We start from the raw sequence: 24,864 nt of genomic DNA, 5'->3' as shown, positions 1-24,864 counted from the left end.
GAGATTAGGTGCGTGGGGTAAAATTTGGTTTGGTTTCAAAAGGATAAGTAAGCACTTACAGTTTGAAAGGAGAAAACAACAAAATGAAGGGAAATAGCTATTTCTCTCGTAAGCTGCACTCGCTAGTCGGTATTATTCCACTGGGCGGTTTTTTCATTGTGCACGCTTTGACGAATTTCCAAGCTTTCGAGCGAGGACCAGAAGGATTTCAAAACGGGGTAAATTTTATTAATAACTTGCCGCTGCTGCCAGTGCTGGAATTCGTTTTGATCTACATACCGCTGCTGTTCCATGGCATTTACGGATTATATGTAGCTTATCAATCCAATTCCAATCTAGGCCGCTTTAAGTACGGGCGCAACTGGGCATTTACAGCACAGCGGGTTACTGGCGTCATTACCTTTGTCTTTGTATTCTGGCATGTTTATCAGACTCGTTTTCAAGTGTACATGGGCAATATCTCACATGAAGAGCTAGGTTCAACAATGAATCATATTGCTTCCAGCCCGCTCGTATTTACACTGTATGTAATCGGGGTGCTCGCTGCTTCGTTCCACTTTGCGAACGGACTATGGGCCTTTCTGATTAGCTGGGGGATCACAGTAGGCGAACGTGCTCAGCGTGTTTCTTCTAAAATTTGTATGGCGATTTTCTTACTTGTTTCGGCGTTGTTTATTTTATCGCTTGTTGCTTTCAGAGGCGACGAATTCAAAGAAGTGGCTGATGCCGTTACGGCAGTACGCTCACTGCTTTAATATTAATGAAGAAGCTCTGAGCTGAAAGCCGAGCTTTTGAACAAGCAATATAAATCAAGGAGCGAATAATAATGGCTAAAAATAAAATTATTGTAGTCGGAGGCGGACTAGCTGGGCTTATGGCAACGGTCAAAGCAGCAGAAGCTGGCACGCATGTCGACTTGTTTTCTCTCGTTCCCGTTAAACGCTCTCATTCCGTTTGCGCCCAAGGCGGGATCAACGGTGCTGTAAATACAAAGGGTGAAGGCGACTCTCCGTGGGAGCATTTTGATGACACCGTATATGGCGGAGACTTTCTTGCCAATCAGCCTCCAGTTAAAGCGATGTGTGAAGCTGCGCCAGGCATTATCCACCTGATGGACCGTATGGGCGTTATGTTCAGCCGTACATCCGAGGGCTTGCTCGATTTCCGCCGCTTCGGTGGTACAAAGCATCACCGTACAGCGTTCGCAGGTGCGACGACTGGTCAACAGCTGCTTTACGCGCTGGATGAGCAGGTGCGTCGCTGGGAAGCTGCCGGCTTGGTTACCAAATATGAGCATTGGGAGTTTCTAGGCGCTGTAATTGACGATGATGGCGTATGCCGCGGAATCGCAGCACAAAATCTGCGTTCAATGGAAGTGCAAACGATGCGCGGTGATGCGGTCATTTTGGCTTCCGGCGGACCTGGCATTATTTTCGGTAAAACGACGAACTCCGTTATTAATACAGGAACAGCAGCCAGCGCTGTATATCAGCAAGGCGTCAAGTACGCAAATGGCGAGTTCATTCAAATTCACCCGACTGCCATTCCTGGCGATGACAAGCTGCGTCTGATGAGTGAATCTGCACGCGGTGAAGGCGGACGAATTTGGACGTATAAAGACGGTAAGCCTTGGTACTTCCTTGAGGAGAAATATCCGGCTTACGGAAATCTTGTACCGCGCGACATTGCAACGCGTGAAATTTTCAGCGTTTGTGTCGATCAGAAGCTCGGTATTAACGGTGAAAACATGGTTTACCTGGATCTATCGCACAAAGATCCAAAGGAGCTTGACGTTAAGCTTGGCGGTATTATCGAAATCTATGAGAAATTCATGGGTGACGATCCGCGCAAAATTCCGATGAAAATTTTCCCTGCTGTTCACTATTCCATGGGCGGCATGTGGGTCGATTATAACCAAATGACGAACATTCCTGGTTTGTTCGCAGCTGGCGAGTGCGAATACCAATACCACGGAGCGAACCGTCTTGGAGCAAACTCCTTGCTGTCTGCGATTTACGGCGGCATGGTAGCAGGACCTAAGGCTGTCGAGTATATTAAAGGCTTGAACAAATCAGCTGAAGATATTGCTTCATCGGTATTTGACCGTGCTGCTAAAGAGCATCAAGCCAAGTATGATCGTATTCTCGGCATGAACGGCACTGAAAATGCATATGTGCTGCATAAAGAGCTTGGCGAATGGATGACGAACAATATGACGGTCGTTCGCTTTAACGACAAGCTGGAGCAAACAATAGATAAAATTAAAGAGCTGAAGCAGCGCTATCAGCAAATTAATATTAACGATACAGCGCAATGGAACAACGCTGGTGTTGCCTTTACACGTCAGCTATGGAACATGCTTGAGCTGTCCGAGGCTATGACTCTGGGCGCATTAATGCGCAATGAATCTCGCGGCGCACACTATAAGCCAGATTTCCCTAATCGCGATGACGAACAGTTCTTGAAAACGACAATCGCTGATTGGACGCCAGAAGGTCCTAAAATTTCTTATGAGGATGTAGATGTTAGCTTGATCCCTCCTCGTAAGCGCGATTACACATCAGACAAGAAGAAAGGAGAATAACGATGGCTGAAACAACTGTTGCAAGCAAAATGGTTACTTTTATCATTACGCGTCAGGACAAGCCGGAATCGCAGGCGTATTCGGAAACATTTAAAGTTCCATATCGTCCTAATATGAACGTAATTAGCGCGTTGATGGAAATTCAGCGTAATCCTGTAACGGCTGAAGGCAAAAAAACGACGCCCGTCGTTTGGGAATCCAACTGCTTGGAAGAAGTTTGCGGTGCTTGCTCGATGGTCATTAACGGCAAACCGCGTCAAGCATGCAGCGCACTAATTGATCAGCTGGAGCAGCCAATTCGCTTGGAGCCAATGCGTACATTCCCGGTAGTGCGCGATCTTGTCATTGACCGCGAACGCATGTTTTCAGCCTTGAAAAAGGTTAAAGCATGGATTCCGATCGATGGTACGTATGATCTTGGGCCTGGTCCGCGTATGGCAGAATCGAAGCGCCAATGGGCGTATGAGCTGTCCAAATGCATGACTTGTGGTGTATGTCTGGAATCCTGCCCGAACGTTAACGAGCGCAACAGCTTTATCGGACCTGCGGCGATTTCTCAGGTTCGCTTGTTCAATGCCCATCCAACAGGTGAAATGAACAAGGAAGAGCGTCTTGAGGCGCTAATGGAAGACGGCGGCATTGAAGGCTGCGGCAACTCGCAAAACTGTGTTCGCTCTTGTCCGAAAGGCATTCCGCTAACAACTTCCATAGCGGCAATGAATCGCGATACTACAAAGCAGCTGTTCAAAAAATGGCTAACTGTGTAATAGGTTAAGTCAGTACAATGACTGAAATAGCAGCGTCAGAGTAGATTTCTATTCTGGCGCTTTTTTATTCAAACTTAATCTTGTGCCTGAGACTCGTTATTATCAAATCATTATCACTGATAATCATTATCAACATCATCACAATAGTAGTTTACCTAAAGTTTTATCGGTTGTCAATGTAAAGAAAATCACATCTGATGCTTGAAAAATTATGCTACACTATCAACAATGGTCTGGCACTTTAGCAGACCGTGATAGTTGCAGCACATACATAGAGAGGCTTTACGGGATTGGAGGAATAAGATGAACATCGATATGCTGTGGACGCTTATTATATTGGCAGTGGCGTCTGTATTGTTTGTTAGCGGCAAGGTGCGATCGGATCTTGTTGCTGTATGCGCCTTAAGCTTGCTCGTTATGCTTGGCATAATCGATACGAATGAGGCGCTTGCTGGATTTTCCAGCTCCGTTGTTATTATGATGATTGGCTTGTTTGTAGTTGGAGGCGCAATATTTCAGACAGGGCTGGCTAAAATCGCCAGCGGCAAGCTGCTGCAGCTTTCGGGAAGCAATGAAACGCGGCTGCTGCTTACCGTGATGCTGTCTGCCTCGCTTATTGGTGCTTTCGTCAGCAATACAGGCACAGTTGCGGTAATGCTGCCTGTCGTCGTAAGCCTCGCTACAAGCGCCGGCGTTCAGACTGGTCGCTTGCTGATGCCGCTTGCCTTTGCCGGCAGTTTGGGAGGCATGCTGACCTTGATTGGCACGCCACCGAATATGGTCATTAGTGAAACGCTGGAGAAGGCGGGATACGAGCCGCTAACCTTTTTCTCATTTACACCGATTGGCCTGATTTGCCTTGTTGCTGGGACGCTTCTAATTGCACTGTTTAGCAAATGGTTGCTAAAAAGCAATGATCAGACTGGCGATATAAGTCAGAAGCAGCGTTCCTTATATGAACTGGCATCTCAATATAGCCTGGGAAATAATTTATATCGACTGCAGGTTAGCGTCAACTCTCCGATGATTAATAAAACGTTGAAGGAGCTTTCGATATCCAGTGAATATCGCGTTCATATTCACGAGGTTCGCAGACGTCAGTCTAATAAAAATCCATTTTTCAAGACGATTAATACGGAATTTGCCGGACCCAATACGATGATCCATGTCAATGATGTCATATATGTTACTGGGGAATTTGAGGATGTAGCGCGCTTTGCAGCGGATCAAATGCTTGAGCTGCTGGCAGAGAATGCTGTAGAAAAAGACGCCAATGGCAAAATGGAGAGTCTGGCAACGCCGCAAATCGGCATTGCAGAAGTGCTTATTCCATCCAACTCCAAGCACATTAATCAACTTGTCAAGCACTCTGGCTTTCGTGAAAATTACAATGTTAATATTCTTGGCATTCAGCGTAAGGGGAAATATTTGCTGCATGAGCTGAAGGAGGAAAAGATCAAGGCAGGAGATGCTCTGTTAATTCAAGGCGAGTGGAAGCATATTTCCAGGCTGGCACAGGAGCATGAGGATGTAGTTGTTGTCGGGCAACCGGCAGAAGCCGCAGCCAATATACCGCTTAGCCACAAGGCGCCGCTTGCAGCGATCATTATGATTTTGATGATTGCAGCGATGATCATTAATGTAGTTCCTGCTGTCGTATGTGTCATGGTAGCCGCAATTCTTATGGTAGCAACAGGCTGCTTGCCTAATATGGAGGCAGCGTACAAGACTGTCAACTGGGAAAGCATCGTGCTTATCGGAGCGATGATACCGATGTCGACCGCAATTGAGAAAACTGGCGCAGCTGCAATGATTTCAGAGGGGCTTGTTAACAGCATTGGCGGCTTTGGTCCGATTGCGCTGCTGGCAGGCATTTATTTCGCTACTTCACTTATGACCTTATTTATAAGTAATACTGCTTGTGCTGTTTTGTTTGCGCCAATCGCATTGGCTGCTGCGCTGTCGATGGACGTCAACCCGGTTCCGTACCTGTTTGCTGTTTCCATTGGTGCCAGCATGTGCTTTGCTGTACCATTTTCAACCCCGCCAAATGCACTCGTTATGTCGGCAGGGAAATACAAGTTTATCGACTATGTTAAGGTCGGTATGCCTGTACAATTGCTGCTTGGAATGGTGATGGTTATAGCCCTACCGATTGTATTCCCTTTATAGAGGATGTTCAAAAAGCACGACTTTGATGACGATGATGGGCGTTGTAGCTTAGTCGACGGCGAATCTTGAACGCTAGCGAAAACTGCGGTGCTCACGTAGCTATTGCTCTACGCTGCGCTCCTCGTTTTCTACTAGCGTCCAAGCTTCTTGGTCCTGAAAGCCGAGCTTTTTGAACGTTTATTGAAAGGGAAGTTCAAAAAGCACGACTTTGATGACGATGTATTGCGTTGTAGCTTAACCGACGGCGAAGCTTGAACGCTAGCGAAAGATTATGCTTCCGAAGTATGTTTCCTGCGGAAACATTGGAGGTGCTCACGTAGCAATTGCTCTACGCTGCGCTCCTCGTTTTCTACTAGCGTCCAAGCTTCTTGGTCCTGAAAGCCGGGCTTTTTGAACGTTTATTGAAAGGGAAGTTCAAAAAGCACGACTTTGATGACGATGCAATTGCGTTGTAGCTTTATTTTATTGAACTTGCAATAACGCAATAGCGCAATTATCAGGAAAGGGGCGTGCTCCTGGTAATCGCGCTATTTTTTCATTAATCTATCCATTTTTCAGCCCACTCTTGAATCGAGCAGATGACTGGCTCAAGATCAAGTCCTTTCTTAGTCAGCTCATACTCAATACGTACTGGCATTTCAGGGTACACATTACGTACTACTATACCGACTGCTTCCAGCTCCTTCATGCGATCTGTCAGCATTTTGTCGCTCATTTCAGGAATTTGCTCCTTGATGTCTTTGAACCGTTTAGGCCCTCCGAGAAGTACGTGTATAATTTTACCTGTCCACTTTTTGCCAAGAATATCTGTGGCTGATTCAAATCTTGGACACATAATTGAGTAGTCCATTCGAATCACCTTCCTTATTCTCTTATTGTAACATATAGACTTAATAAAGGTAAGTACATAACACAATGGTATGTGTGTACTTATGCTGTAAATTAATGCTAGTTCAGTCATTTGGTGTGGTTAATTCGTCCCAGTAATGCGAATCGTAACTAAGCCGAGCAGTAGAAAGATAAAAGCGAGCCATTGCAGCTTATTCAAACGCTCCTTATAAATTAGAATGGAGAGCAGCGATACAAGCAATCCATTCGTGGCGAAAATAGGAGCGACCAAATTGGCAGGGCCGTTTTGCAGAGCAACCGCATAAAGCTGCAGTCCGCCATAGGAGCATAGGCCGCTGATCATACCGTAGCGCATGCCAACACGCCAATCGGCTTTAGCTCTCACTGCGCTTGGCGCTGTTTGCTGCAGATGATCGAAGGAAGCACTGGCTAATGTACCGTCTGTCTGGCGCTGCTCCTGCAGGGCAGGGAAGATGAAAAACAGCACGGACAGCAGATAAGCGACAAACAGCACAGGAGCCGCTTCAAAGCCTAGCTCCGCTGTGACCTTCAGGCCGCCATTGCGCAAAGCAAACATAATAACAGCAAGCGCGAGCAAGCCATACCACCAGTTAGAGGTGATCGTCCTGCTTTCTTTTTTCTGAGTAATTAGCACAGTTGCAATAAGCAGCAGCGCAATGCTGATTATTTGCATAATACCTAGCGGCTCATTGTACATCCACGTGCCCATTAGCACAACGAGCACAATATTCGTGTTAGAAAGCGGCGAGGTAAGACTGGCTGGGCCAAGCTCAAGCGCCTTCATAAACAAATAATTGCCCAGTGCAGAGCCGATTCCGATAATGAATCCGGCTAGCCAAATATACGGGTTAGCTAGCTGGGCGTAGCTTTTTTCAACAATGGCATGCACGCCAAAGCCAATGGTCCCTATAATATAGAGCCAAATAAGCAGCACGGAAACGGAGCCGTTTTTCATTTGTGACATTTTCATGAACCATCCCGCACTGCCGAAGATGAGGGCGCTTGTGATGGATAGGCTAAGCCACATATTCTCCCCCCTTAGAGGTTGTTTAAAAAGCTGGACTTTGATGACGATGCAGCTTCTCTGTAGCGGATTCGACGGCGAATCTTGAACGCTAGCGAAAACTGCGGTGCTCACGTAGCATGTGCCTACGCTGCGCTCCTCGTTTTCTACTAGCGTCCAAGCTTCTTGGTCCTGAAAGCCCAATTTTTAAACCTCATTGGAAGGGTAGTTTAAAAACTAGACTTTGATGACGATGATATTGCGTTGTAGCTTAGTCGACGTCGAAGCTTGAACGCTAGCGAAAATTCCGGTGCTCACGTAGTCATTATCTACGCTGCGCTCCTCATTTTCTACTAGCGTCCAAGCTTCTTGGTCCTGAAAGCCCAGTTTTTAAACCTCATTGGAAGAGGCAGTTTAAAAAGCTGGACTTTGATGACGATGCTGGGCTCCGTAGCATAGTCGACGGCGAATATGCCACGCTACCGAGTGCTCCTGTGCTCACGTAGGTCTGTCTACGCTACGCTCCTCGCCCTCTAGTATCGTGTCATCTTCTTGGTCCTGAAAGCCCAGCTTTTTAAACCTCATTGGAAGGGTAGTTTAAAAAGCTGGACTTTGATGACGATGCAATTGCTTCGTAGTGAATTCGACGGCGAATCTTGAACGCTAGCGAAAATTCCGGTGCTCACGTAGTCATTATCTACGCTGCGCTCCTCATTTTCTACTAGCGTCCAAGCTTCTTGGTCCTGAAAGCCCAGCTTTTTAAACCTCATTGGAAGGGTAGTTTAAAAACTGGACTTTGATGACGATGATATTGCGTTGTAGCTTAGTCGACGTCGAAGCTTGAACGCTAGCGAAAATTCCGGTGCTCACGTAGGTCTGTCTATGCTGCGCTCGGTAATTTCTGATTGTCTTGGTAAACCAGCTTATCCAGTATAGCATATAGATGCAAATGAATAAGCTCCCTGTCTGCTTAGTGCAGATTGGGAGCTTGGCTTGTTCTCGCTCTGTATGCAGTTATAGAGGCACGACGACTTCTTGCAGGTTTTTGTAGTACACCCAGCTCTTGAACCCGATGTCGCGCAACGTTTGTGCTACTTCGTCGAAGTCTTCTCCGAAGCGGCGCGGTGTGTGCGCGTCAGAGCCAAATGATATTTTGACGCCGTAATGATGGGCGCGCTCTAGTATATCGTGGGATGGGTACCAGCCTCCAGCGTCCTTTGTGCTGCCGGATGTATTTACTTCGATTGCGACGTTGCAGTCGGCAATGACTTGCAATGTTTCGTCTATTTTTTGCTGGGCAGGAATATCGGAAAATTCGGGATAGTAGCCCTTCATCGCATCGATATGCCCTAATACTTGAAATAAGCCCGTGCGCGCAGATTGCGCAATTAGATCATAGTATAGCTCTTTTGTTGCAATTTTTTCGCCGTCAGTCAAGCCTTTCCAACGGTTTCTGTTGAAAATGCTGACGCCTGACACCTGATGTACCGAGCCGATTATGTAGTCAAAGGGATATTGCGTCAGCGTTTGTTTATACACCTCGAAATGCTGAGGGAAAAAGTCCGATTCAACGCCAAGCAGCACATCGATTTTACCTTCATATTTTTTCTTTAGCTCCAGCACCTCTTGCACATAATTGGCGAACTCGCTTCTCGCCATTGCAATGCCCGGAAATGGTTGATCGTCTTCATGGGCGAAATATGGAGTATGATCAGAAATTCCAATGACATGAAATCCTTTCTCAATTGCAGCTTGAATGTAGTCCTCAATAACGCCATCAGCATGCCCGCAACGGATATGGTGAGTATGTAGGTCGAATTTAATTGCGTGGTTCCCTGTAGTCATAACGATCACTCCTCAAACAATTCATGTAACTTTCGTATAATTCTCTATAGCATTATTCTGTACTCATAAATTGATACTCCGGCATTCCTTTTAAATCGCTTAAAAATTGCTGCATTGCCGAATTCAAATATCGCCCCGACTTATAAACAACGCCGACAGGATGGGTTGCCTGCAGATCCTCTACACGGATAATCTTAAGAGTGCCAAGCTTCAATTCATGCTCAATCGACAGCTTTGAAACGATTGCCGCCCCCAAATTAATTTCGACCATACGCTTTACTTCCTCACTGCTGGAAAGCTCCATGACGATATTCGGCTGAATACGATGCTCACGGAAAATTTGCTCGACGAAACGCCGTCCAAGTGTATCAGGGGAAAGCATAATTAACGGAATATTTTGCAGCTGCTCGATTGTAATGTAATCAAACTGGCTCAATGGATTTTCTGGAGCCGCAATGAGCTCAAAGGTATCGTAATAAAGGGTTGACGAACTGATCGTTGGTGATTTTTCACTCAAATAGGTGATGCCGATATCGACAGTTCCATTGTCAACGGCGCTCATGACTTGTGCGGAGGGCATCGTATGAATCGTTGTTTTAATTAGCGGATATTGGTTTTGAAAGTATGACAGGACGCGCGGCAGCACCTGTACAGCAATTGAAGCGGTTGTTCCCAGCACGATATGACCTTGTGGGTTGTCATTCAGATCGGACATTTTTTGCTTCAATTCCTCAACAATGGCTAGTATTTGCTCAGCGTGCTCAAGAAATACTTTACCGTGATCCGTTAATGTAACGGGCTGATTGCGATCAATAAGAATCGTATTGAATTCTTCCTCTAAGCTTTTTATTTGAGCTGATACTGCAGGCTGCGTTAAATTCAGCAGCTCGCCAGCTTTACGAAAGCTCATCGTTTTCGAAATCGTTAGCAAGGTTTCTAGCTGACTAATATTCAATTTCGTCAAACCTCCTTTTCGAATGGATTGCCCGATGAAGCTAATGTTAATTATAGCGAACTTGGGCGCACAGGGCAAAGAAAACTCACGTAGTTCAACAATTGCTTGCCGATTATGCGGTTGAGCAGAAAAAAGCGCCGCTTCCCGGCAAGGAGAAGTCGACGCTAATTTATAGCTGGGCAAAAATGCGATCCTTGCGGAACGAAGCTTCGGTAAAATGGGCTGTCCTCGGAGTTCTCAGACACGCCCTAGAGCCACTCTTTTTTACGGAAAATAATATACATGCCTATGCCAAGCACGAGCATGATCCCGAGCACTACGTAGGCTCCATATTCAAAATGCAAGCCTGGAATAATATCGAAGTTCATACCGTAAATGCCTGTAATGAAGGTGAGCGGCATGAAAATCGTAGTTATTGCAGTAAATACACGCATAATTTCATTTGCGCGACTTGTTACAGCCGATTGATAAGCCTCGCGCAAGTTGCCCATCAAATCGCGATACGTATCAAATGACTCCGATGTTTTTAGCGCGTTCTCGTATACGTCGCTAAAATACTTTTGCAGCTGGTCATCAATTAGCCGCAGCTCTTTTTTCATCAGTTGAGCGACGAGCTCACGCTGTGGTCCAAGCACCTTTTTCAACCATAAAATTTCCGAGCGCAAGCCGTAAATTTCGTTAAGATGCGTTTTTTTGGTATGCAGCAAAATTTCTTCTTCCAGCTGGTCGATTTTAAGCTCGATCCGATCGCCAACCAAAGCATAATTGTCAATAACAAGGTCAACCAAATAATATAGGAATTGATCCGGTCTGCTTACCTCCTGCTCCCATAAAATAGGCTTCAGCAGGCGCAGCTCATTAATTTTTTGCTTTGTAACGGTAATAATATAATGCTTGCCGAGAAAAATGTTCAAGGCGCGCAGAAAAAATTCTTCATCGTCAAAGCGAATGCTGTTGACTACGATAAAGTAATGATCTTCATATAGCTCGATTTTCGGACGCTGCTCTTCTTCATTCAAGCAGTCCTCCACAGCAAGATCATGCATGCGGAAAATAGGCTGCAGTGTAACGAGATCTTCCAAATTGGCATCAATCCAGTAAAAGCCCTCAGCAGGCGGATTAATCGTCTGCTCAATATGCTCGATCAGTGTAAAATTTCCTTGATTCACATGTCTAATTTTCATCTTAGCTTCTCCTTCCATTTCGAAGGGATGCTGTCTAGCGTAACTATGCTTGCGACCTACAGCTCTTGAAGAAATGAAGCAGCTGTGGGCCGAGAGCTATGTCAAGCTCATCAGTCAAGCTATCTGGAAGCATCCCGATATGCTGTTTTGAGGTCCTCGGTCGATCGTCCCCCATTAGATCCCACACTCCTTTTCTTCATTTTGGCCTGAGCGTTTTCAAGCATACTTTTGCGGGTAACACTTGTCTAGTATACTCTGATGTATCCGAATCATTCAACAGTTAATTTGCTCGTATACAAAAGCTTAAAAGACGCGCGAAACCCGCTTGACGCCAAGCCCTAAATGCTATAAAGTTAGGGTATAAAGACTCTAAAACTAAATACATTTCTTTCTTATCAAGAGCAGGCGGAGGGACTAGCCCTATGAAGCCCGGCAACCGGCATTCCATGTACGGTGCTAATTCTTGCGGAAACAATGGTTTCTGAGAGATGAGAGAGGTTACGATAGATAGACCTTTTCTCGCATCAGAAGGGTCTTTTTTTATTTGAAAATCGCGACGAACAGGGAGTGAGCACTATGCCGATTAAAATTCCAGATCATTTGCCGGCCAAAGAAATATTGACAAGCGAGAATATTTTCGTAATGGATGAAAGCATCGCCTACAAACAGGATATTCGTCCGTTAAGAATTTTGATTCTTAATTTAATGCCGACAAAAGAAACAACGGAAACGCAATTGCTTCGTTTAATTGGCAATACACCACTGCAGGTAGAGGCTGTACTATTGCATCCTAAGACACATACATCGAAAAATACTTCTGCCGAGCATCTATCGAGCTTTTACCAAACATTTGATGAAGTCGAGTCGCAATATTTCGATGGCATGATCATTACTGGCGCACCAGTTGAGCAATTGCCGTTTGAAGAGGTGAACTATTGGGAAGAGCTGACGCAAATTATGGACTGGAGCAAATCCCATGTAACGTCCACGTTCCACATATGCTGGGCGGCTCAAGCCGGACTTTATCATCACTATGGCATTGAAAAGCATCCGCTTGAGGATAAGCTTTTTGGCGTATTTCCACATACGCTCAGCCAGCGCAACATTCCGTTGCTGCGCGGCTTTGATGAGCAGTTTTATGTGCCGCAATCTCGTCATACCGAGGTGCGCAAGGAAGATATTGAAAAGATCGCCGATCTTGAAATTTGGTCTGAGTCTGAAGAAGCAGGCGTTTATATTGTAGCCTCCAAAGGGGGCAAGCAAATTTTTGTAACAGGCCATTCGGAATATGATCCGACTACGTTAAAATTTGAATACGACCGCGATCAAGCCAAAGGCTTGCGCGTCAACGTACCGAAAAATTATTTCCCGAACGATAATCCTAATTTGCTGCCATTGTCAACCTGGCGAGCGCATGCTAATCTGCTCTACTCAAACTGGTTGAATTATTATGTGTACCAAATAACGCCATACGAACTAGGCGCCGGCATTTAGCGGTAGTTCAAAAAGCACGACTTTGATGACGATGTATCTTCTCTGTAGCGTAGTCGACGGCGAATATGTCACGCTACCGAAAGTTCCGGTGCTCACGTAGCTTGTGCCTACGCTGCGCTCCTCACTTTCTAGTATCGTGCCATCTTCTTGGTCCTGAAAGCCGAGCTTTTTGAACCTTTATTGGAAGCGGAAGTTCAAAAAGCTGGACTTTGATGACGATGCGATTGCGTTGTAGCGTAGTCGGCGGCGAATCTTGAACGCTCGCGAAGGCAAATGCTTCCGAAGTTTGTTTCTTGCGGAAACATTGAAGGTGCTCATGTAGCTTTTGCCTACGCTGCGCTCCTCGCTTTCTAGTATCGTGCCATCTTCTTGGTCGTGCACTCAAAAAAGCACCAGCGGAGGAGCAAAGCATCCGAAAAACGTAGTGGGTCGCCTTTAACATCGTAATGCAACCTTAAAAATTCAAATAAGAGCATTACGATTTAAAAAGCGACTGGAGGATGCTTTGCTCCGTAGCGCTGATGCCGCTGCGATTGCTTCGGAGCGGATTCGACGGTGAATATGTATTATAGGTGAATAGGAGAGAGCTTTGTGATGAAAATTGAAAGTCGTTTAGCGCAAATTGGGTCGCAGAAGGATACTGTAACTGGAGCAGTCAGCTTCCCCATTTATCAAGCTACTGCATTTCGCCATCCTGGCCTTGGTGAAAGCACTGGCTTTGATTATGCTCGTACGAAAAGTCCGACAAGAGCTGTTTTAGAGGAAGCGGTTGCTGAAATTGAAAGCGGCGATGCAGCGTTTGCCTGTAGCTCGGGAATGGCTGCACTGCAAACGGTTTTTGCTTATTTCAGCTCGGGTGATCATTTGATTGTATCGCTTGACCTGTATGGCGGCACTTACCGCCTGCTGGAGCGCATTATGAAGCGCTTTGGCGTTACAGCTACCTATGTGGATACAAATGATTTGGATCAGCTTGGTGCAAGCTTGACCTCGAATACGAAGGCAATTTTAATTGAGACGCCAACCAACCCGCTTATGATGATTACTGATATTGCCAAAGTATCGACCTGGGCAAAAAGCAAGGGCTTGCTGACAATTGTGGACAATACACTGCTGACGCCGTATTTCCAGCGTCCGCTTGAGCTAGGTGCAGATATCGTCATCCATAGTGCAAGCAAATATCTTGCTGGACATAACGATGTGCTTGCAGGCCTGATTATTACTAAAGGCGAGGAGCTTTCTGCAGAAATGGCGTTTTTGCATAATTCGATCGGTGCGGTGCTGGGGCCGCAGGATTCCTTTTTGCTCGCTCGCGGTATGAAGACGCTGGCGCTGCGCATGGAGCGTCACCAAAGCAATGCGACAGCGATTGCCAAGTTTTTGCAGACGCATGAGGCGATTGCGGAGGTATTTTATCCAGCTTTGCCTGAGCATCCAGGTCACTCCATTCAACAAGGTCAATCTTCCGGCAATACAGGAATATTCTCCTTTAAAGTGAAGGATGCGCGCTATGTTGCGCCTATTTTGAGCTCCGTCAAGCTAATAGCATTTGCAGAAAGCTTGGGCGGTGTGGAGTCGCTAATGACTTATCCAGCCGTACAAACTCATGCTGATATTCCAGAGGAAATCCGTCAGGCTATCGGTGTAGACGATCGCTTGCTGCGTTTCTCGGTAGGCATTGAGCATGTTGATGACTTGATTGCAGATCTGGACCAAGCTCTAAAGTTTGCGATGCAGGAAGTAGCTGCATTGCAAAATTAATAGGCTCATCTTATTCACAAAAAGCTGTACGTTTGTTTGCCTCAGGCGAGCAAAGGTACAGCTTTTTTCGTTTTAAGTGCGTGTTCAAATAAACCTAGCCCGATAATTTATAGCATGTATGCCAAACTCTTCATTGTATATACAGTGTCCACTGACCATATACTTTAGGGGAGGAAGGAGTGATTCGATGAAATTATTAACGATTCATTTTTCAGAAAAAGAGTATGCCTGCTTTAAGCCATATATAGCTCAAATTAAGCAAAAATTGATCGACGATATACATAATCACGATCGTCCGGATCAGCCTGGCCAGCAATCAGCTTCCTATCCAATTGAGGTTGAGCAGCATGACCAGTCAAGCAGCATCGTCATCGTTCCCACGCTGCCGCAGTTTCAATTGCTGCAGCACGGCTTGCCAGTTTATGAAGCCGCAGCATTTACAGTTGGCCAATTTATTGTTGAGCAATGGGAGAACAATATTATACACGCCTTGCTTAAGCAGCGCTGTCGCCATACCGGACTAATCCCGGATGAGGTGGTTCGTTATTGCTACAATATTTTGAACAATGATCCATGGGAGCCGCTCGGCAAGAAGTTTACCGAGCAGGACCGTGCTCGGCGGCGTAATAAAATAGTTGAAGAGCTGACGGATTACTTTGAAACGCATACGGTTTTACATGTATCCGGCTATATGACATTTCGCATGCTAAGCTATAAGCAGGAGCTGCGAGAGGTAATCGAATACGCAATTGATGAATATGTACTGGATCAGCAGTATGAAGAATTTATGACGCTGCTAAAATATTTCGTGCAGCTGCAGGAAACGAAAACAGAACTCGTTCATATGGTGCAGCAGGAAGGCAGCAGCTTTATTCTCTGTAACGATAAGATGCAGCCGCTTGAGATTAAGCATGATCATGATCGAATCGTTGCAGAAATGCTGGAAACCGAAATCAACATTGAGGATATTGTAATCAGTTCATTAATTTCCGCATCCCCTCAAAAAATTATCGTACATGCGAAGCATCGCGACTATCAGGTCGTTCGTACCGTTAAAGCCATTTTTGGCGATCGTGCTCAGTTTTGCAGCACGTGCCCAATGTGCCGCCAAAGCCACGATGAGCTTATTCCTTTTCAATAGCAGAATGTAGTTAAAAGAAAGAACGCGCCTAAAGCCAGGTAAAGGAGCTTGACGCGCGCGAATGATCGCTCTATAATGTTGAATATACTAAGAGCTTGACTCTTATTTGATATGTAAAAGCTGTGACGAAGACATGCATCTATGCCGCATTGGCTCAGAGAGAGGAATCCAGGCTGAAAGTTCCTTCCAAATTGCACATAGCTGTACCACTTCCTAGCTGTATTGCCGAACGGTTTATTCAAGTAAGCAATACCGGATATCTCCGTTATCAGATGCTATGAGGACTGCAATTATGTAGTTGAAGTAGGGTGGAACCACGAGATCACAAGCACTCGTCCCTTTTTTTGGGACGCGTGCTTTTTTGCGTTCCCAAAGCTTTTGCTTGACGCAGAATAGTAGGGAGGAAGATTGAACATGAGCAGTATTAACATCACTTTTCCAGACGGCGCTGTGCGCGAATATCCGGTTGGGATAACAACTGAGGAAATCGCTGCTTCGATCAGCTCTGGATTAAAGAAAAATGCAATTGCAGGCAAAGTTAACGGCAAGGTCGTAGATGTGTACACACCGATTGAAGCGGATGCTTCTGTTGAAATTGTTACAGTGGATAGCGAGGACGGACTCGAAGTATATCGCCACAGTACAGCGCATCTAATGGCGCAAGCGATCAAGCGCTTGTATAAGGATGCTAACGTTAAGCTGGGCATCGGTCCGGTTATTGAAGATGGCTTCTATTACGATCTTGATATGGATCATTCGCTGACTCCAGAGGATCTTGTGAAAATTGAGAAGGAAATGAACCGTATTATCGGTGAAAACCTGCCGATTCGCCGCCGCGAGGTTTCGCGCGAGGAAGCGCTGGCGATTTATACTGAGTTCAATGACAACTTGAAGCTGGAGTTGATCAACGATTTGCCGGCGGATTCGGTCATTACAATTTACGATCAAGGCGAGTTTTTCGATCTATGTCGTGGACCGCATTTGCCAAGCACTGGCCGAATTAAAGCGTTCAAGCTGTTGAATGTAGCGGGTGCTTACTGGCGCGGCGATTCAAAAAATAAAATGCTGCAGCGCATTTACGGAACTGCATTTGCGAAAAAAGCCGAGCTTGACGAGCATTTGCATTTTCTTGAGGAAGCGAAAAAGCGCGATCACCGCAAGCTTGGCAAAGAGCTTAAAATGTTCACTTTCTCGCGTGAGGTTGGTCAAGGCTTGCCGCTATGGCTGCCTAACGGAGCAAAGGTTCGCCGCACAATGGAACGCTATATCGTGGATATAGAAGAGCGTCTAGGCTACCAGCATGTATATACACCTGTGCTTGCCAACGTTGAGCTCTATAAAATTTCCGGACACTGGAACCATTATAACGAAGATATGTTCCCGCTTATGCAAATGGACAACGAAGAGCTTGTGCTTCGTCCAATGAACTGTCCGCACCATATGATGGTCTACAAGAGCGATATGCGCTCTTACCGCGACTTGCCAATCCGCATAGCAGAAATGGGAACGATGCACCGCTATGAGATGTCTGGCGCTTTAACTGGCCTGCATCGCGTGCGTGCGATGACATTGAATGACGCGCATATTTTCTGCCGCCCGGATCAAATCAAGGAAGAGTTCAGCCGCGTAATTAATTTGATTAGCAAGGTATACGAGGATTTCGGCATTAAGGAATATCGCTTCCGTCTTTCTTACCGTGATCCGCAGGATACAGAGAAATATTTCCAAAACGACGAGATGTGGGAAATGTCTCAACGCATGCTGCGCGAGGTTGTTGAGGAGCTAGGGCTGCCATTCTTCGAGGCAGAAGGTGAAGCAGCATTCTACGGACCAAAGCTGGACGTGCAAATTAAAACTGCACTAGGCAAGGAAGAAACACTGTCTACTGCTCAGCTTGACTTCCTGCTTCCTGAGCGCTTTGAGCTTGAATATATCGGTGACGACGGCAAAAAGCATCGTCCGGTCGTAATCCACCGCGGAATTATTAGTACAATGGAGCGGATGACTGCTTATTTGATCGAGAACTTTGCTGGTGCGCTGCCGTTATGGCTTTCACCGGTTCAAGCGAAGGTCATTCCGGTTTCAACTGTATACGAGGAATATGCAAGCCAAATCAACGAGCAGCTGCTTGACGCAGGCATTCGTGCAGAAAGCGACCTGCGCAATGAAAAGCTTGGCTATAAAATTCGTGAGGCACAGCTCGAAAAAGCGCCGTACATGCTAGTTGTCGGCGAAAACGAGAAAGAAGCCGGCACTGTATCAGTGCGTAAACGCGGCGAAGGCGATATTGGCTCGATGCCAATTGGGGAGTTTATTAGTCTTCTGCAAAAGGAAATTGCAACCAAAGCCCAGTAGAGGTGGTTTAAAAATCCGACTTTGATGACGATGTGACTTCTCTGTAGCATATTCGACTGCGAATATGTCACGCTACCGAAGGCTGCGGTGCTCACGTAGCTTATTGCCTACGCTGCGCTCCTCGCCTTCTAGTATCGTGCCATCTTCTTGGTCCTGAAAGCCGAATTTTTAAACTCTTATTGGAAGAGGTAGTCAAAAAGCAGGACTTTGATGACGATGTAGTGCGTTGTAGCTTAGTCGACGGCGAATATGTCACGCTACCGAAGGCTCCGGTGCTCACGTAGCTTATTGCCTACGCTGCGCTCCTCGCCTTTTAGTATCGTGCCATCTTCTTGGTCCTGAAAGCCCAGCTTTTTGAACACTTATTGGAAGTTGTAGCTTAAAAATCCGACTTTGATGACGATGTAGTGCGTTGTAGCTTAGTCGACGGCGAATATGTCACGCTACCGAAGGCTCCGGTGCTCACGTAGCTTATTGCCTACGCTGCGCTCCTCGCCTTCTAGTATCGTGCCAATCTTCTTGGTCTGCATTCAAAAAGCTACAGCGAAGGAGCAAAGCATCCGAAAAACGCAGAGGGTCGCCTTTAACATCGTAATGCAACCTTAAAAAATTCAAATAAGAGCATTACGATTTAAAAAGCGACTGGAGGATGCTTAGCTCTGTAGCGCTGAAAATGCTAAACTTCTTTGATGACGCTGCGTCGCATCTTAGCATACTCAAAACGAAAAAAGCTACAGCGAAGGAGCAAAGCATCCGAAAAACGAAAGTGTGTCGCCTTTAAAGCCTGATGCAACCTATGACTAAAAACGTAGCATCAGGCTTTAAAAAGCGACTGGAGGATGCTTTGCTCCGGAGCGCCGAACAAACATGCCAAATAAAGGTCATCTCCCAGTGCGCATAGGTTGGTTGAAACAAACCATACTAAAGCTTGGGAGGTGATTACGATGGCTAAACGCAACAAGCAACAACAACAGCAAAACCAACAACAGCAAGATCAACAATTCAACACTGTTCAAGATGCGGAATTTGCTCAAGAGCTAGGTCAACAACAGCAACAAAACGATAAGCAATCTTTCAAAAAGCAAACAAATAACAATCAACGTTAATTCGTTACTTATTGGCGATCACCTGTTACAGGGCTGATCGCCTTTTTAATGTTTTGCTGAAGTCATTTTTAATGCGACGTATGGATTTATTTTTAGTTTATGGTACGATAGGAGAATTGATAAAAAGTCAAGGCGTGTATGTAGCTCCGAAGGGAGCAGATTATGCTTTGCAGGAAAACATAGGATTGGTGATTATGGGGCAACAAAGTGGAAAGGTTACGTTTTTTGCAGCTTTGCAGTGGATGTTTTTTATTTTTGTCAATGTAGTCGTTGTACCAATTTCGATAGGTGCAGCCTTTGAGCTGCCAGCAAGTGAAATCGTTTCAATATTGCGCACATCGCTGATTGTCACAGGAATAGCCTGTATACTGCAGGGTTGGATCGGACATCGCTATCCGCTGCTTGAAGGGCCGTCAGGCATGATATGGGGAATGATGCTTACATTGGGGACATCAGCGCCTAGCCTTGGCTTGACACTGCTGGAGGTCGGAGGGGGGATCGCTACAGGAATGCTGCTAGCTGGCGCAACTACGTTGCTGCTTGCTTTATGTGGAGCGGTGCCCTATGTGCAGCGCATTTTCAAGCCGATGGTGATGAATGTATTTTTGCTGCTGCTCTCGGTTCAGCTTGCGGTCATTTTCTTTGACGGGATGCTTGGAGTTGCTGAGGACGGCTCGCTGGATGTGCCAGTAACAGCATTTTCGCTTGTTATTGTGCTAGTGGTTGCAACGCTCAAAATTAAAGGAAGCAAAGTTGTAAGCAATTTTTCGCTGCTGATCGGCATTGCAGCAGGCTGGCCGATATACAGCTTGCTGTTTCAACGCGATACCGGCTTGGCGGCGGGAGCTGAGGCAAGCGGAGGGCTGCATCTGTTTCCGTTAGGACAGCCTAATTTGCAGCTTGGCGTTATTATTATTACATTTATCGCGTGCCTGCTTGCAATACATTTGCTTCGATACAAGCGGCATCAGGCATTTACAAGCATACGCCTGAGAAGCGCCAATATCGCAGCTCATTAATGCTTACAGGGGCTTACAGCATAGTGGCTTCGCTGTTCGGTTTGGTCGCATATGCTCCCTTTGCTTCGGCTATCGGCTTTTTGGAAAGCACGCAAATTTATGAGAAAAAGCCATTTTTTTGGGGCGGTGCGATGATTGTAGCCTTAGGGGTGTTTCCTTCGCTCGCCATTATGCTGTCACGGCTGCCGATTACATTGGGGAATGCAGTGCTGTTTGTCGCCTATTTGCAATTGTTCGGTACAGCGCTAAAAAATATACGGCCATATGTATTTGATTCTGTTACCATACATCGGATTGCTGCGCCAGTGCTGTTTGGGGTAAGCATTATGATGGCAGATCCGAAGCTGTTTACAAGCTTGCCATCTCTTTTGCAGCCGCTTGTAAGCAATGGCTTTATGATGGGAGTACTGCTGGCGATCGTATTGGAATCGGTAATAAAGTGGGACAAGGCTAATGACAACACCAAGCTGGAAACGAATTATAATTCAAAAGCTAAAGAGTCGACCTAAAGGCGCGTTTCATGCTACATGCTTCATATCACTTTGGCATGAAGAGGCAGCCATCGCCCAGCCTTCAACGAGGAGCTGGGCGATGCCATTGCATATCAAGCGTATTTCATACGATGGATTATAAAATACAACAGCTCCTCGAATATATTGTGAAATAAATCACATAACGAATGCTAATAATGCGCTATACTGGACTCATCACAAAGGAAGCTGAGGTGGTTGCGATGACAACCGAAGTAACGAAATATTTATTAACGATGTGCTATCATTGCGAGCAAGCGATTGGCTGTGAAACAGAAGAAAAATGCCGTGCTTGCTGGGCTGACCATCAGCTTTTGCACGAGCAGCTAGAACGGCAAGAACAGCAAGAGCTGACAACCGAGCAGCTATTGCGTGAGTATGCGCTATAGGCTGGTGCAGCTTCTCTTAAGTTTCTCCCGAACTTGCTCCCTAACTTCCTGTCATCCATTATAGGCGGCATCTCTTGCAATGAATCGGCTTGCGAGGATGTCGCTTATTATTGTTCTATTCATGTAACATTGTAAAAAAACACAAAAATTAAGTTAGATAATATAACATAATTATAACAAAAAGTGCAGTGTTAACTCTTTTCTTAATCGCTTCATTTATATATAATGACCTTATATCACAACGAGCGGGGGGTAAGATTACATATGGCAAGCGTATTTTCATGGGCGAAGAAGCGTGAGACGGAGCAAGAGAACACGCGTTACGTCGAACAAATGAAAGGGCTTTATAATGAATCAATCGTAATCTCCGACCAGCTTGTAGCGGCTGTAGATGAAGTGGATCAAACGATGGTTCAGCTCAGCACAATTGCGGATCAAGCGCAGCAGCAGGAGCAAACCTTGACCAGCTACAGCAAGCTGGCTACAAGCAAAATTATTGAAGCATTTTCTTCCTTGCAGGAAGTGTCCGCTGCCGCCGAGCAAATCAGCCATGCTTCCAAGCACTTGACTGAGCAAAGCTCCGAGACCAGGCAGGTTACGCTGGACATGCAGCAATCCTTGCAGGAGACGGAAGCAATGATGCAGCACTTGAAGCAAAACAATTACAGCATGACGAAGCATATACAGGATTTAATTGAGCATACCTCGAAAATTTATGAAATGAACAAATTAATTCAAGCTATCGTTTCTCAAACCTCATTGCTCGCATTAAATGCTTCGATTGAAGCGGCTCACGCTGGCGAATTTGGACGCGGCTTTTCTGTTGTCGCCAATGAAATTCGCCGTCTCGCGGAGCAAAGCGGTGAGACTGTCAAGCAGTCTACTGAACTGGTTGCTCAAATTGAGCAGGGTGTGCAGCTTGTAACCGAAGCTGTTGAGCGCGAGCGCGATTCGGTGGATCGCGGCGTTGCAGAGATGGGCGCCAATCGGGAGCGCATGGATATAATTGCGGAGAGAATCGTAGAGGTGGATCAGCTTGTTCATGATATGCGCGAGTCTAGCATCAATCAAACCGAGCAAACGAACTATGTGACGGAGCGCCTGCAAAAGGCTGTCGAGCATGTGAACAGCACGCTTGTTGCCGTCGAGGACACACTGAAAATGAACCAAATTCAGCGAGATCAAATAACAAAGCTGGACCGCATACGCAGCAATATGGGCAAATCGTCCAACGATTTGAAGCAGGCGATCAGTCTTGTCGAAATTGATATTGTATCCAAGGTGTCCAACTCCAGTACAGAATCGATTATGAGCTGGCTGAAGACTGTAGCGCAGGATGCAGCGATCAAGTCGCTTGATCCGCAATTGCATCGCGAGAGACTGACTGCTCTGCTTAAACAGCAGCTGGAGGTTGAAGCGATCTGGTCCAACAACGCTGACGGCTCGTTTATTGTGTCTATTCCAGATGCAGGTCTGCTTAACGCAAAGGGCAGAGATTGGTGGAAGCAGGCAATGGCGGGAGAGAGCTTTCAATCAGGCTACTACGTGTCAGCGATTACAAAGGAGCTATGTCAAACGCTATCTGTACCGATTTATAGCGATGCAGGCGCAATTATTGGCGTGCTTGGCATTGATCTGACTATACGAAGCTAATTGCCAGATCTTCGATGGGGCAATATAATAACGAATAGAGGATAAGGTGGAAATAGGCTTCCACCTTATTTTCTTGTCCGTCGATTGGTTTTCTCAGTCTGCAGACCGAGATGAATTTCAATCGCACGACGCTGGGAGCAGCTTGCATTCCTTTGCTATACTTTGTACATAAGCTATAACAATGATGAAACAAAGGAGAACATTACAATGAAAAAATCATTTTCTGATAAGTACGGCATTGCGCTTGTTATCATTGTAATCGGCGGCTGGTTTATCGCCAGACAGTTCGGCTTATCAATCAGTCTCGGCAAAATCATATTGGTGCTTGTTGGTGTCGCAATTGTGATGTACGGCGTAAGAATGATTCGGCAAAATGGCAATAAAAATGATGAAGAACAGCAATGGGATCATTACAATCCTAATATGGCGCCGCCACCACCACCGCCACCAGGGGATGAGCCGTTTTCTTCTGTAAATCCAGGCAAGAGCGGTGTGGGTGCCAATTCTACACAAAGTCCTTTATACGGCAGCTCTTTTCCTCCTGGTGAAGAGACAGGGCCGAAATCGAAACAATACGATTACAACAACTATAATTATGGCAAGCACAGCTCGTCAGGCGGCAGCATCGACCGATCTGTTTTTATCGGAGACATTCATTACGGCAAGCAGCACTGGGAGCTTAAGCCAATGAATTTGTCAGCCTTTATCGGCGATATGAAAATTGACCTGTCGAAGGCGCATATCCCGTACGGGGAGACACGCATTCAAATTTCAGCTTTTATAGGCGATGTAAAGGTGTATATACCAAACGATGTAACGCTGGGTGTTTCCATTCAAATGAATGCGTTCATTGGCGATACGAAGCTGATCGATCAGAAGGAGTCGGGGCTAATGGGCTCTTACGATTTAAGCACGCCAAACTACCATGAATGCGATCGCAAGGTGCTTCTTCAAGTGTCGACCTTTATTGGTGATGTAAAAGTGAAAAGGGTAGGGTAACGATGAGCAAAAACAAGTTGTTAATTGCAGGTATCAGCTATAACATAAACGTTATATTGCTCGGAGTATTGACTGCAGCATGCTCGGTTGTGCTCTATGTAGTGCTGGAGCCTTACTTGAATTGGCTTACACTCATCATTATCCTGCTGCTCACCAGCATTATTATAAGTGCGATTTTGGCAAAATTGTTCATACGCAATGAAAAGGCTGCGCTGGATAAGCTTGAATATGCAGTTAAGGATGCATATAACGGTGATTATTCAGCGCGTGTGCAATATGATGAAAATGATCCGTACCAGGAATGGTACAGACAGTTCAATGATTTTCTTGAGCAGACCGAGCAGAAGCTGGCCTACATTCAGGTGTTGGGCGAGGCAAAGGTATTGCAGGAGGCTGCTTCAGTTGAGGCAGCCGTATTTGAGGAAAGAAAGCGCTTGGCGCGCGATTTGCATGACAGCGTCAGTCAGCAGCTGTTTGCGATTCATATGAGCGCTTCTTCCTTGCAAAAGCTGCAGGAAATTAACCCGCAGCAGGCGCTTGAGGTTATGAAGCAGCTCGTTACAATGTCGAGCAACGCACAGCAGCAGATGCGCAAATTTATTGCACATTTGCGCCCTATGGAGCTGGAAAATCGCAGCCTGTCCGAGGCGCTGCATCACTGGTATCCTGACTATTGCCGACAAAATAATATACAGGGTCGCCTTGACTACTTGATTCAGTCTACGCTGTCAGAAGCAAAGGAGCATCAATTGTTTCTTATTATTCAGGAAGCAATGGCCAATGTTGTCAAGCATGCGCAATGCACTAGCTGTCAGCTTACACTATACGAGACAGAAAACCGCGTTATCGTTACGCTTGAGGACGATGGCGTAGGATTCAAGCAGGAGGCATTGACGCGGAAGTCGTATGGACTTTCGACGATGCAGGAGCGTGCGCAGAAGCTGAGTGGCGATACCGAGATTATTAGCAAGGAAGGAAGAGGCACGATCGTAAAAGTGACGATTCCGAAATTGCTGGAAAAGGAGCCAAAGATTTAA

18 protein-coding genes, 1 pseudogene, 1 riboswitch and 1 other annotated feature are annotated in these 24,864 nt (G+C 46.0%); of the genes and pseudogenes, 14 read left to right on the top strand and 5 right to left on the bottom strand.

Annotated elements, in window-relative coordinates:
* Positions 1-83: 83 nt before the first annotated feature.
* The 4 genes from KJS52_RS06385 to KJS52_RS06370 all read left to right on the top strand — a co-directional run bounded on the left by KJS52_RS06385 (position 84) and on the right by KJS52_RS06370 (position 5,523).
* A complete protein-coding gene (locus tag KJS52_RS06385; RefSeq protein WP_213513924.1) occupies positions 84-755 on the top strand; it encodes a succinate dehydrogenase cytochrome b558 subunit in 672 nt (223 codons plus the stop codon).
* Positions 756-826: 71 nt separating this feature from the next.
* Positions 827-2,584 carry a succinate dehydrogenase flavoprotein subunit gene (sdhA, locus tag KJS52_RS06380; protein ID WP_213513923.1) on the top strand — a complete coding sequence of 586 codons (1,758 nt, stop codon included), beginning with the start codon at positions 827-829 and terminating at the stop codon, positions 2,582-2,584.
* 2 nt (positions 2,585-2,586) lie between these two features.
* Positions 2,587-3,351, top strand: a complete 765-nt coding sequence (sdhB, locus tag KJS52_RS06375; protein WP_213513922.1) for a succinate dehydrogenase iron-sulfur subunit — start codon at positions 2,587-2,589, stop codon at positions 3,349-3,351.
* A gap of 303 nt (positions 3,352-3,654) precedes the next feature.
* Entirely contained in the window at positions 3,655-5,523 is a 1,869-nt protein-coding gene (locus KJS52_RS06370; protein WP_213513921.1) for an SLC13 family permease, read from the top strand.
* 538 nt (positions 5,524-6,061) lie between these two features.
* Here the strand turns inward: KJS52_RS06370 and KJS52_RS06365 are convergent.
* From KJS52_RS06365 to corA, 5 genes are all read right to left on the bottom strand, one after another.
* Positions 6,062-6,373: a winged helix-turn-helix transcriptional regulator gene (locus tag KJS52_RS06365; protein WP_213513920.1), complete on the bottom strand. Its 312-nt coding sequence runs from the start codon at positions 6,371-6,373 to the stop codon at positions 6,062-6,064.
* A gap of 120 nt (positions 6,374-6,493) precedes the next feature.
* Positions 6,494-7,420: a DMT family transporter gene (locus KJS52_RS06360; protein WP_213513919.1), complete on the bottom strand. Its 927-nt coding sequence runs from the start codon at positions 7,418-7,420 to the stop codon at positions 6,494-6,496.
* A 990-nt stretch (positions 7,421-8,410) separates the two neighbouring features.
* A complete protein-coding gene (locus KJS52_RS06355; protein WP_213514432.1) occupies positions 8,411-9,220 on the bottom strand; it encodes a histidinol-phosphatase in 810 nt (269 codons plus the stop codon).
* A 73-nt stretch (positions 9,221-9,293) separates the two neighbouring features.
* Positions 9,294-10,196 carry a LysR family transcriptional regulator gene (locus KJS52_RS06350; protein WP_213513918.1) on the bottom strand — a complete coding sequence of 301 codons (903 nt, stop codon included), beginning with the start codon at positions 10,194-10,196 and terminating at the stop codon, positions 9,294-9,296.
* Between the two features lie 248 nt (positions 10,197-10,444).
* Entirely contained in the window at positions 10,445-11,380 is a 936-nt protein-coding gene (gene corA, locus KJS52_RS06345; protein WP_213513917.1) for a magnesium/cobalt transporter CorA, read from the bottom strand.
* 389 nt (positions 11,381-11,769) lie between these two features.
* Positions 11,770-11,875, top strand: a riboswitch (SAM riboswitch).
* Positions 11,876-11,956: 81 nt separating this feature from the next.
* On the opposite strand from corA, the gene metA reads away from it, so the two are divergent.
* The 10 genes and pseudogenes from metA to KJS52_RS06295 all read left to right on the top strand — a co-directional run bounded on the left by metA (position 11,957) and on the right by KJS52_RS06295 (position 24,864).
* Positions 11,957-12,874 (top strand): homoserine O-acetyltransferase MetA, encoded by a 918-nt coding sequence (gene metA / locus KJS52_RS06340; RefSeq protein WP_213513916.1) that lies wholly within the window; start codon positions 11,957-11,959, stop codon positions 12,872-12,874.
* A 594-nt stretch (positions 12,875-13,468) separates the two neighbouring features.
* Positions 13,469-14,635, top strand: a complete 1,167-nt coding sequence (locus KJS52_RS06335) for a PLP-dependent transferase (protein ID WP_213513915.1) — start codon at positions 13,469-13,471, stop codon at positions 14,633-14,635.
* 187 nt (positions 14,636-14,822) lie between these two features.
* Positions 14,823-15,776 (top strand): putative sporulation protein YtxC, encoded by a 954-nt coding sequence (gene ytxC / locus KJS52_RS06330; RefSeq protein WP_213513914.1) that lies wholly within the window; start codon positions 14,823-14,825, stop codon positions 15,774-15,776.
* A 113-nt stretch (positions 15,777-15,889) separates the two neighbouring features.
* Positions 15,890-16,119, top strand: a binding site (T-box leader).
* Between the two features lie 71 nt (positions 16,120-16,190).
* Positions 16,191-18,131 carry a threonine--tRNA ligase gene (thrS, locus tag KJS52_RS06325; RefSeq protein ID WP_213513913.1) on the top strand — a complete coding sequence of 647 codons (1,941 nt, stop codon included), beginning with the start codon at positions 16,191-16,193 and terminating at the stop codon, positions 18,129-18,131.
* A gap of 944 nt (positions 18,132-19,075) precedes the next feature.
* Entirely contained in the window at positions 19,076-19,237 is a 162-nt protein-coding gene (locus KJS52_RS06320; protein WP_213513912.1) for a hypothetical protein, read from the top strand.
* Positions 19,238-19,308: 71 nt separating this feature from the next.
* Positions 19,309-20,765 (top strand): annotated as a pseudogene (locus KJS52_RS27885) (uracil/xanthine transporter).
* Between the two features lie 179 nt (positions 20,766-20,944).
* Positions 20,945-21,175 (top strand): hypothetical protein, encoded by a 231-nt coding sequence (locus tag KJS52_RS06310; RefSeq protein WP_246563244.1) that lies wholly within the window; start codon positions 20,945-20,947, stop codon positions 21,173-21,175.
* A 264-nt stretch (positions 21,176-21,439) separates the two neighbouring features.
* Positions 21,440-22,828 carry a methyl-accepting chemotaxis protein gene (locus tag KJS52_RS06305; protein ID WP_213513911.1) on the top strand — a complete coding sequence of 463 codons (1,389 nt, stop codon included), beginning with the start codon at positions 21,440-21,442 and terminating at the stop codon, positions 22,826-22,828.
* 207 nt (positions 22,829-23,035) lie between these two features.
* Positions 23,036-23,827 carry a cell wall-active antibiotics response protein LiaF gene (gene liaF, locus KJS52_RS06300; RefSeq protein WP_213513910.1) on the top strand — a complete coding sequence of 264 codons (792 nt, stop codon included), beginning with the start codon at positions 23,036-23,038 and terminating at the stop codon, positions 23,825-23,827.
* 2 nt (positions 23,828-23,829) lie between these two features.
* Entirely contained in the window at positions 23,830-24,864 is a 1,035-nt protein-coding gene (locus KJS52_RS06295) for a sensor histidine kinase (protein ID WP_213513909.1), read from the top strand.

The sequence above is a fragment of the Paenibacillus montaniterrae genome (genome assembly GCF_018403185.1).
GTDB classification, from domain to species: Bacteria; Bacillota; Bacilli; order Paenibacillales; family Paenibacillaceae; genus Pristimantibacillus; species Pristimantibacillus montaniterrae.
This window is presented reverse-complemented; position numbering and strand designations above follow the sequence as displayed.

Bases quoted from the DNA above. Each gene is read 5' to 3' on its own strand.
- KJS52_RS06385 (WP_213513924.1), top strand. From the start codon at position 84: ATGAAGGGAAATAGCTATTTCTCTCGTAAGCTGCACTCGCTAGTCGGT.
- sdhA (WP_213513923.1), top strand. From the start codon at position 827: ATGGCTAAAAATAAAATTATTGTAGTCGGAGGCGGACTAGCTGGGCTT.
- sdhB (WP_213513922.1), top strand. From the start codon at position 2,587: ATGGCTGAAACAACTGTTGCAAGCAAAATGGTTACTTTTATCATTACG.
- KJS52_RS06370 (WP_213513921.1), top strand. From the start codon at position 3,655: ATGAACATCGATATGCTGTGGACGCTTATTATATTGGCAGTGGCGTCT.
- KJS52_RS06365 (WP_213513920.1), bottom strand. From the start codon at position 6,373: ATGGACTACTCAATTATGTGTCCAAGATTTGAATCAGCCACAGATATT.
- KJS52_RS06360 (WP_213513919.1), bottom strand. From the start codon at position 7,420: ATGTGGCTTAGCCTATCCATCACAAGCGCCCTCATCTTCGGCAGTGCG.
- corA (WP_213513917.1), bottom strand. From the start codon at position 11,380: ATGAAAATTAGACATGTGAATCAAGGAAATTTTACACTGATCGAGCAT.
- metA (WP_213513916.1), top strand. From the start codon at position 11,957: ATGCCGATTAAAATTCCAGATCATTTGCCGGCCAAAGAAATATTGACA.
- KJS52_RS06335 (WP_213513915.1), top strand. From the start codon at position 13,469: ATGAAAATTGAAAGTCGTTTAGCGCAAATTGGGTCGCAGAAGGATACT.
- ytxC (WP_213513914.1), top strand. From the start codon at position 14,823: ATGAAATTATTAACGATTCATTTTTCAGAAAAAGAGTATGCCTGCTTT.
- thrS (WP_213513913.1), top strand. From the start codon at position 16,191: ATGAGCAGTATTAACATCACTTTTCCAGACGGCGCTGTGCGCGAATAT.
- KJS52_RS06320 (WP_213513912.1), top strand. From the start codon at position 19,076: ATGGCTAAACGCAACAAGCAACAACAACAGCAAAACCAACAACAGCAA.
- KJS52_RS06310 (WP_246563244.1), top strand. From the start codon at position 20,945: ATGCGCTATACTGGACTCATCACAAAGGAAGCTGAGGTGGTTGCGATG.
- KJS52_RS06305 (WP_213513911.1), top strand. From the start codon at position 21,440: ATGGCAAGCGTATTTTCATGGGCGAAGAAGCGTGAGACGGAGCAAGAG.
- liaF (WP_213513910.1), top strand. From the start codon at position 23,036: ATGAAAAAATCATTTTCTGATAAGTACGGCATTGCGCTTGTTATCATT.
- KJS52_RS06295 (WP_213513909.1), top strand. From the start codon at position 23,830: ATGAGCAAAAACAAGTTGTTAATTGCAGGTATCAGCTATAACATAAAC.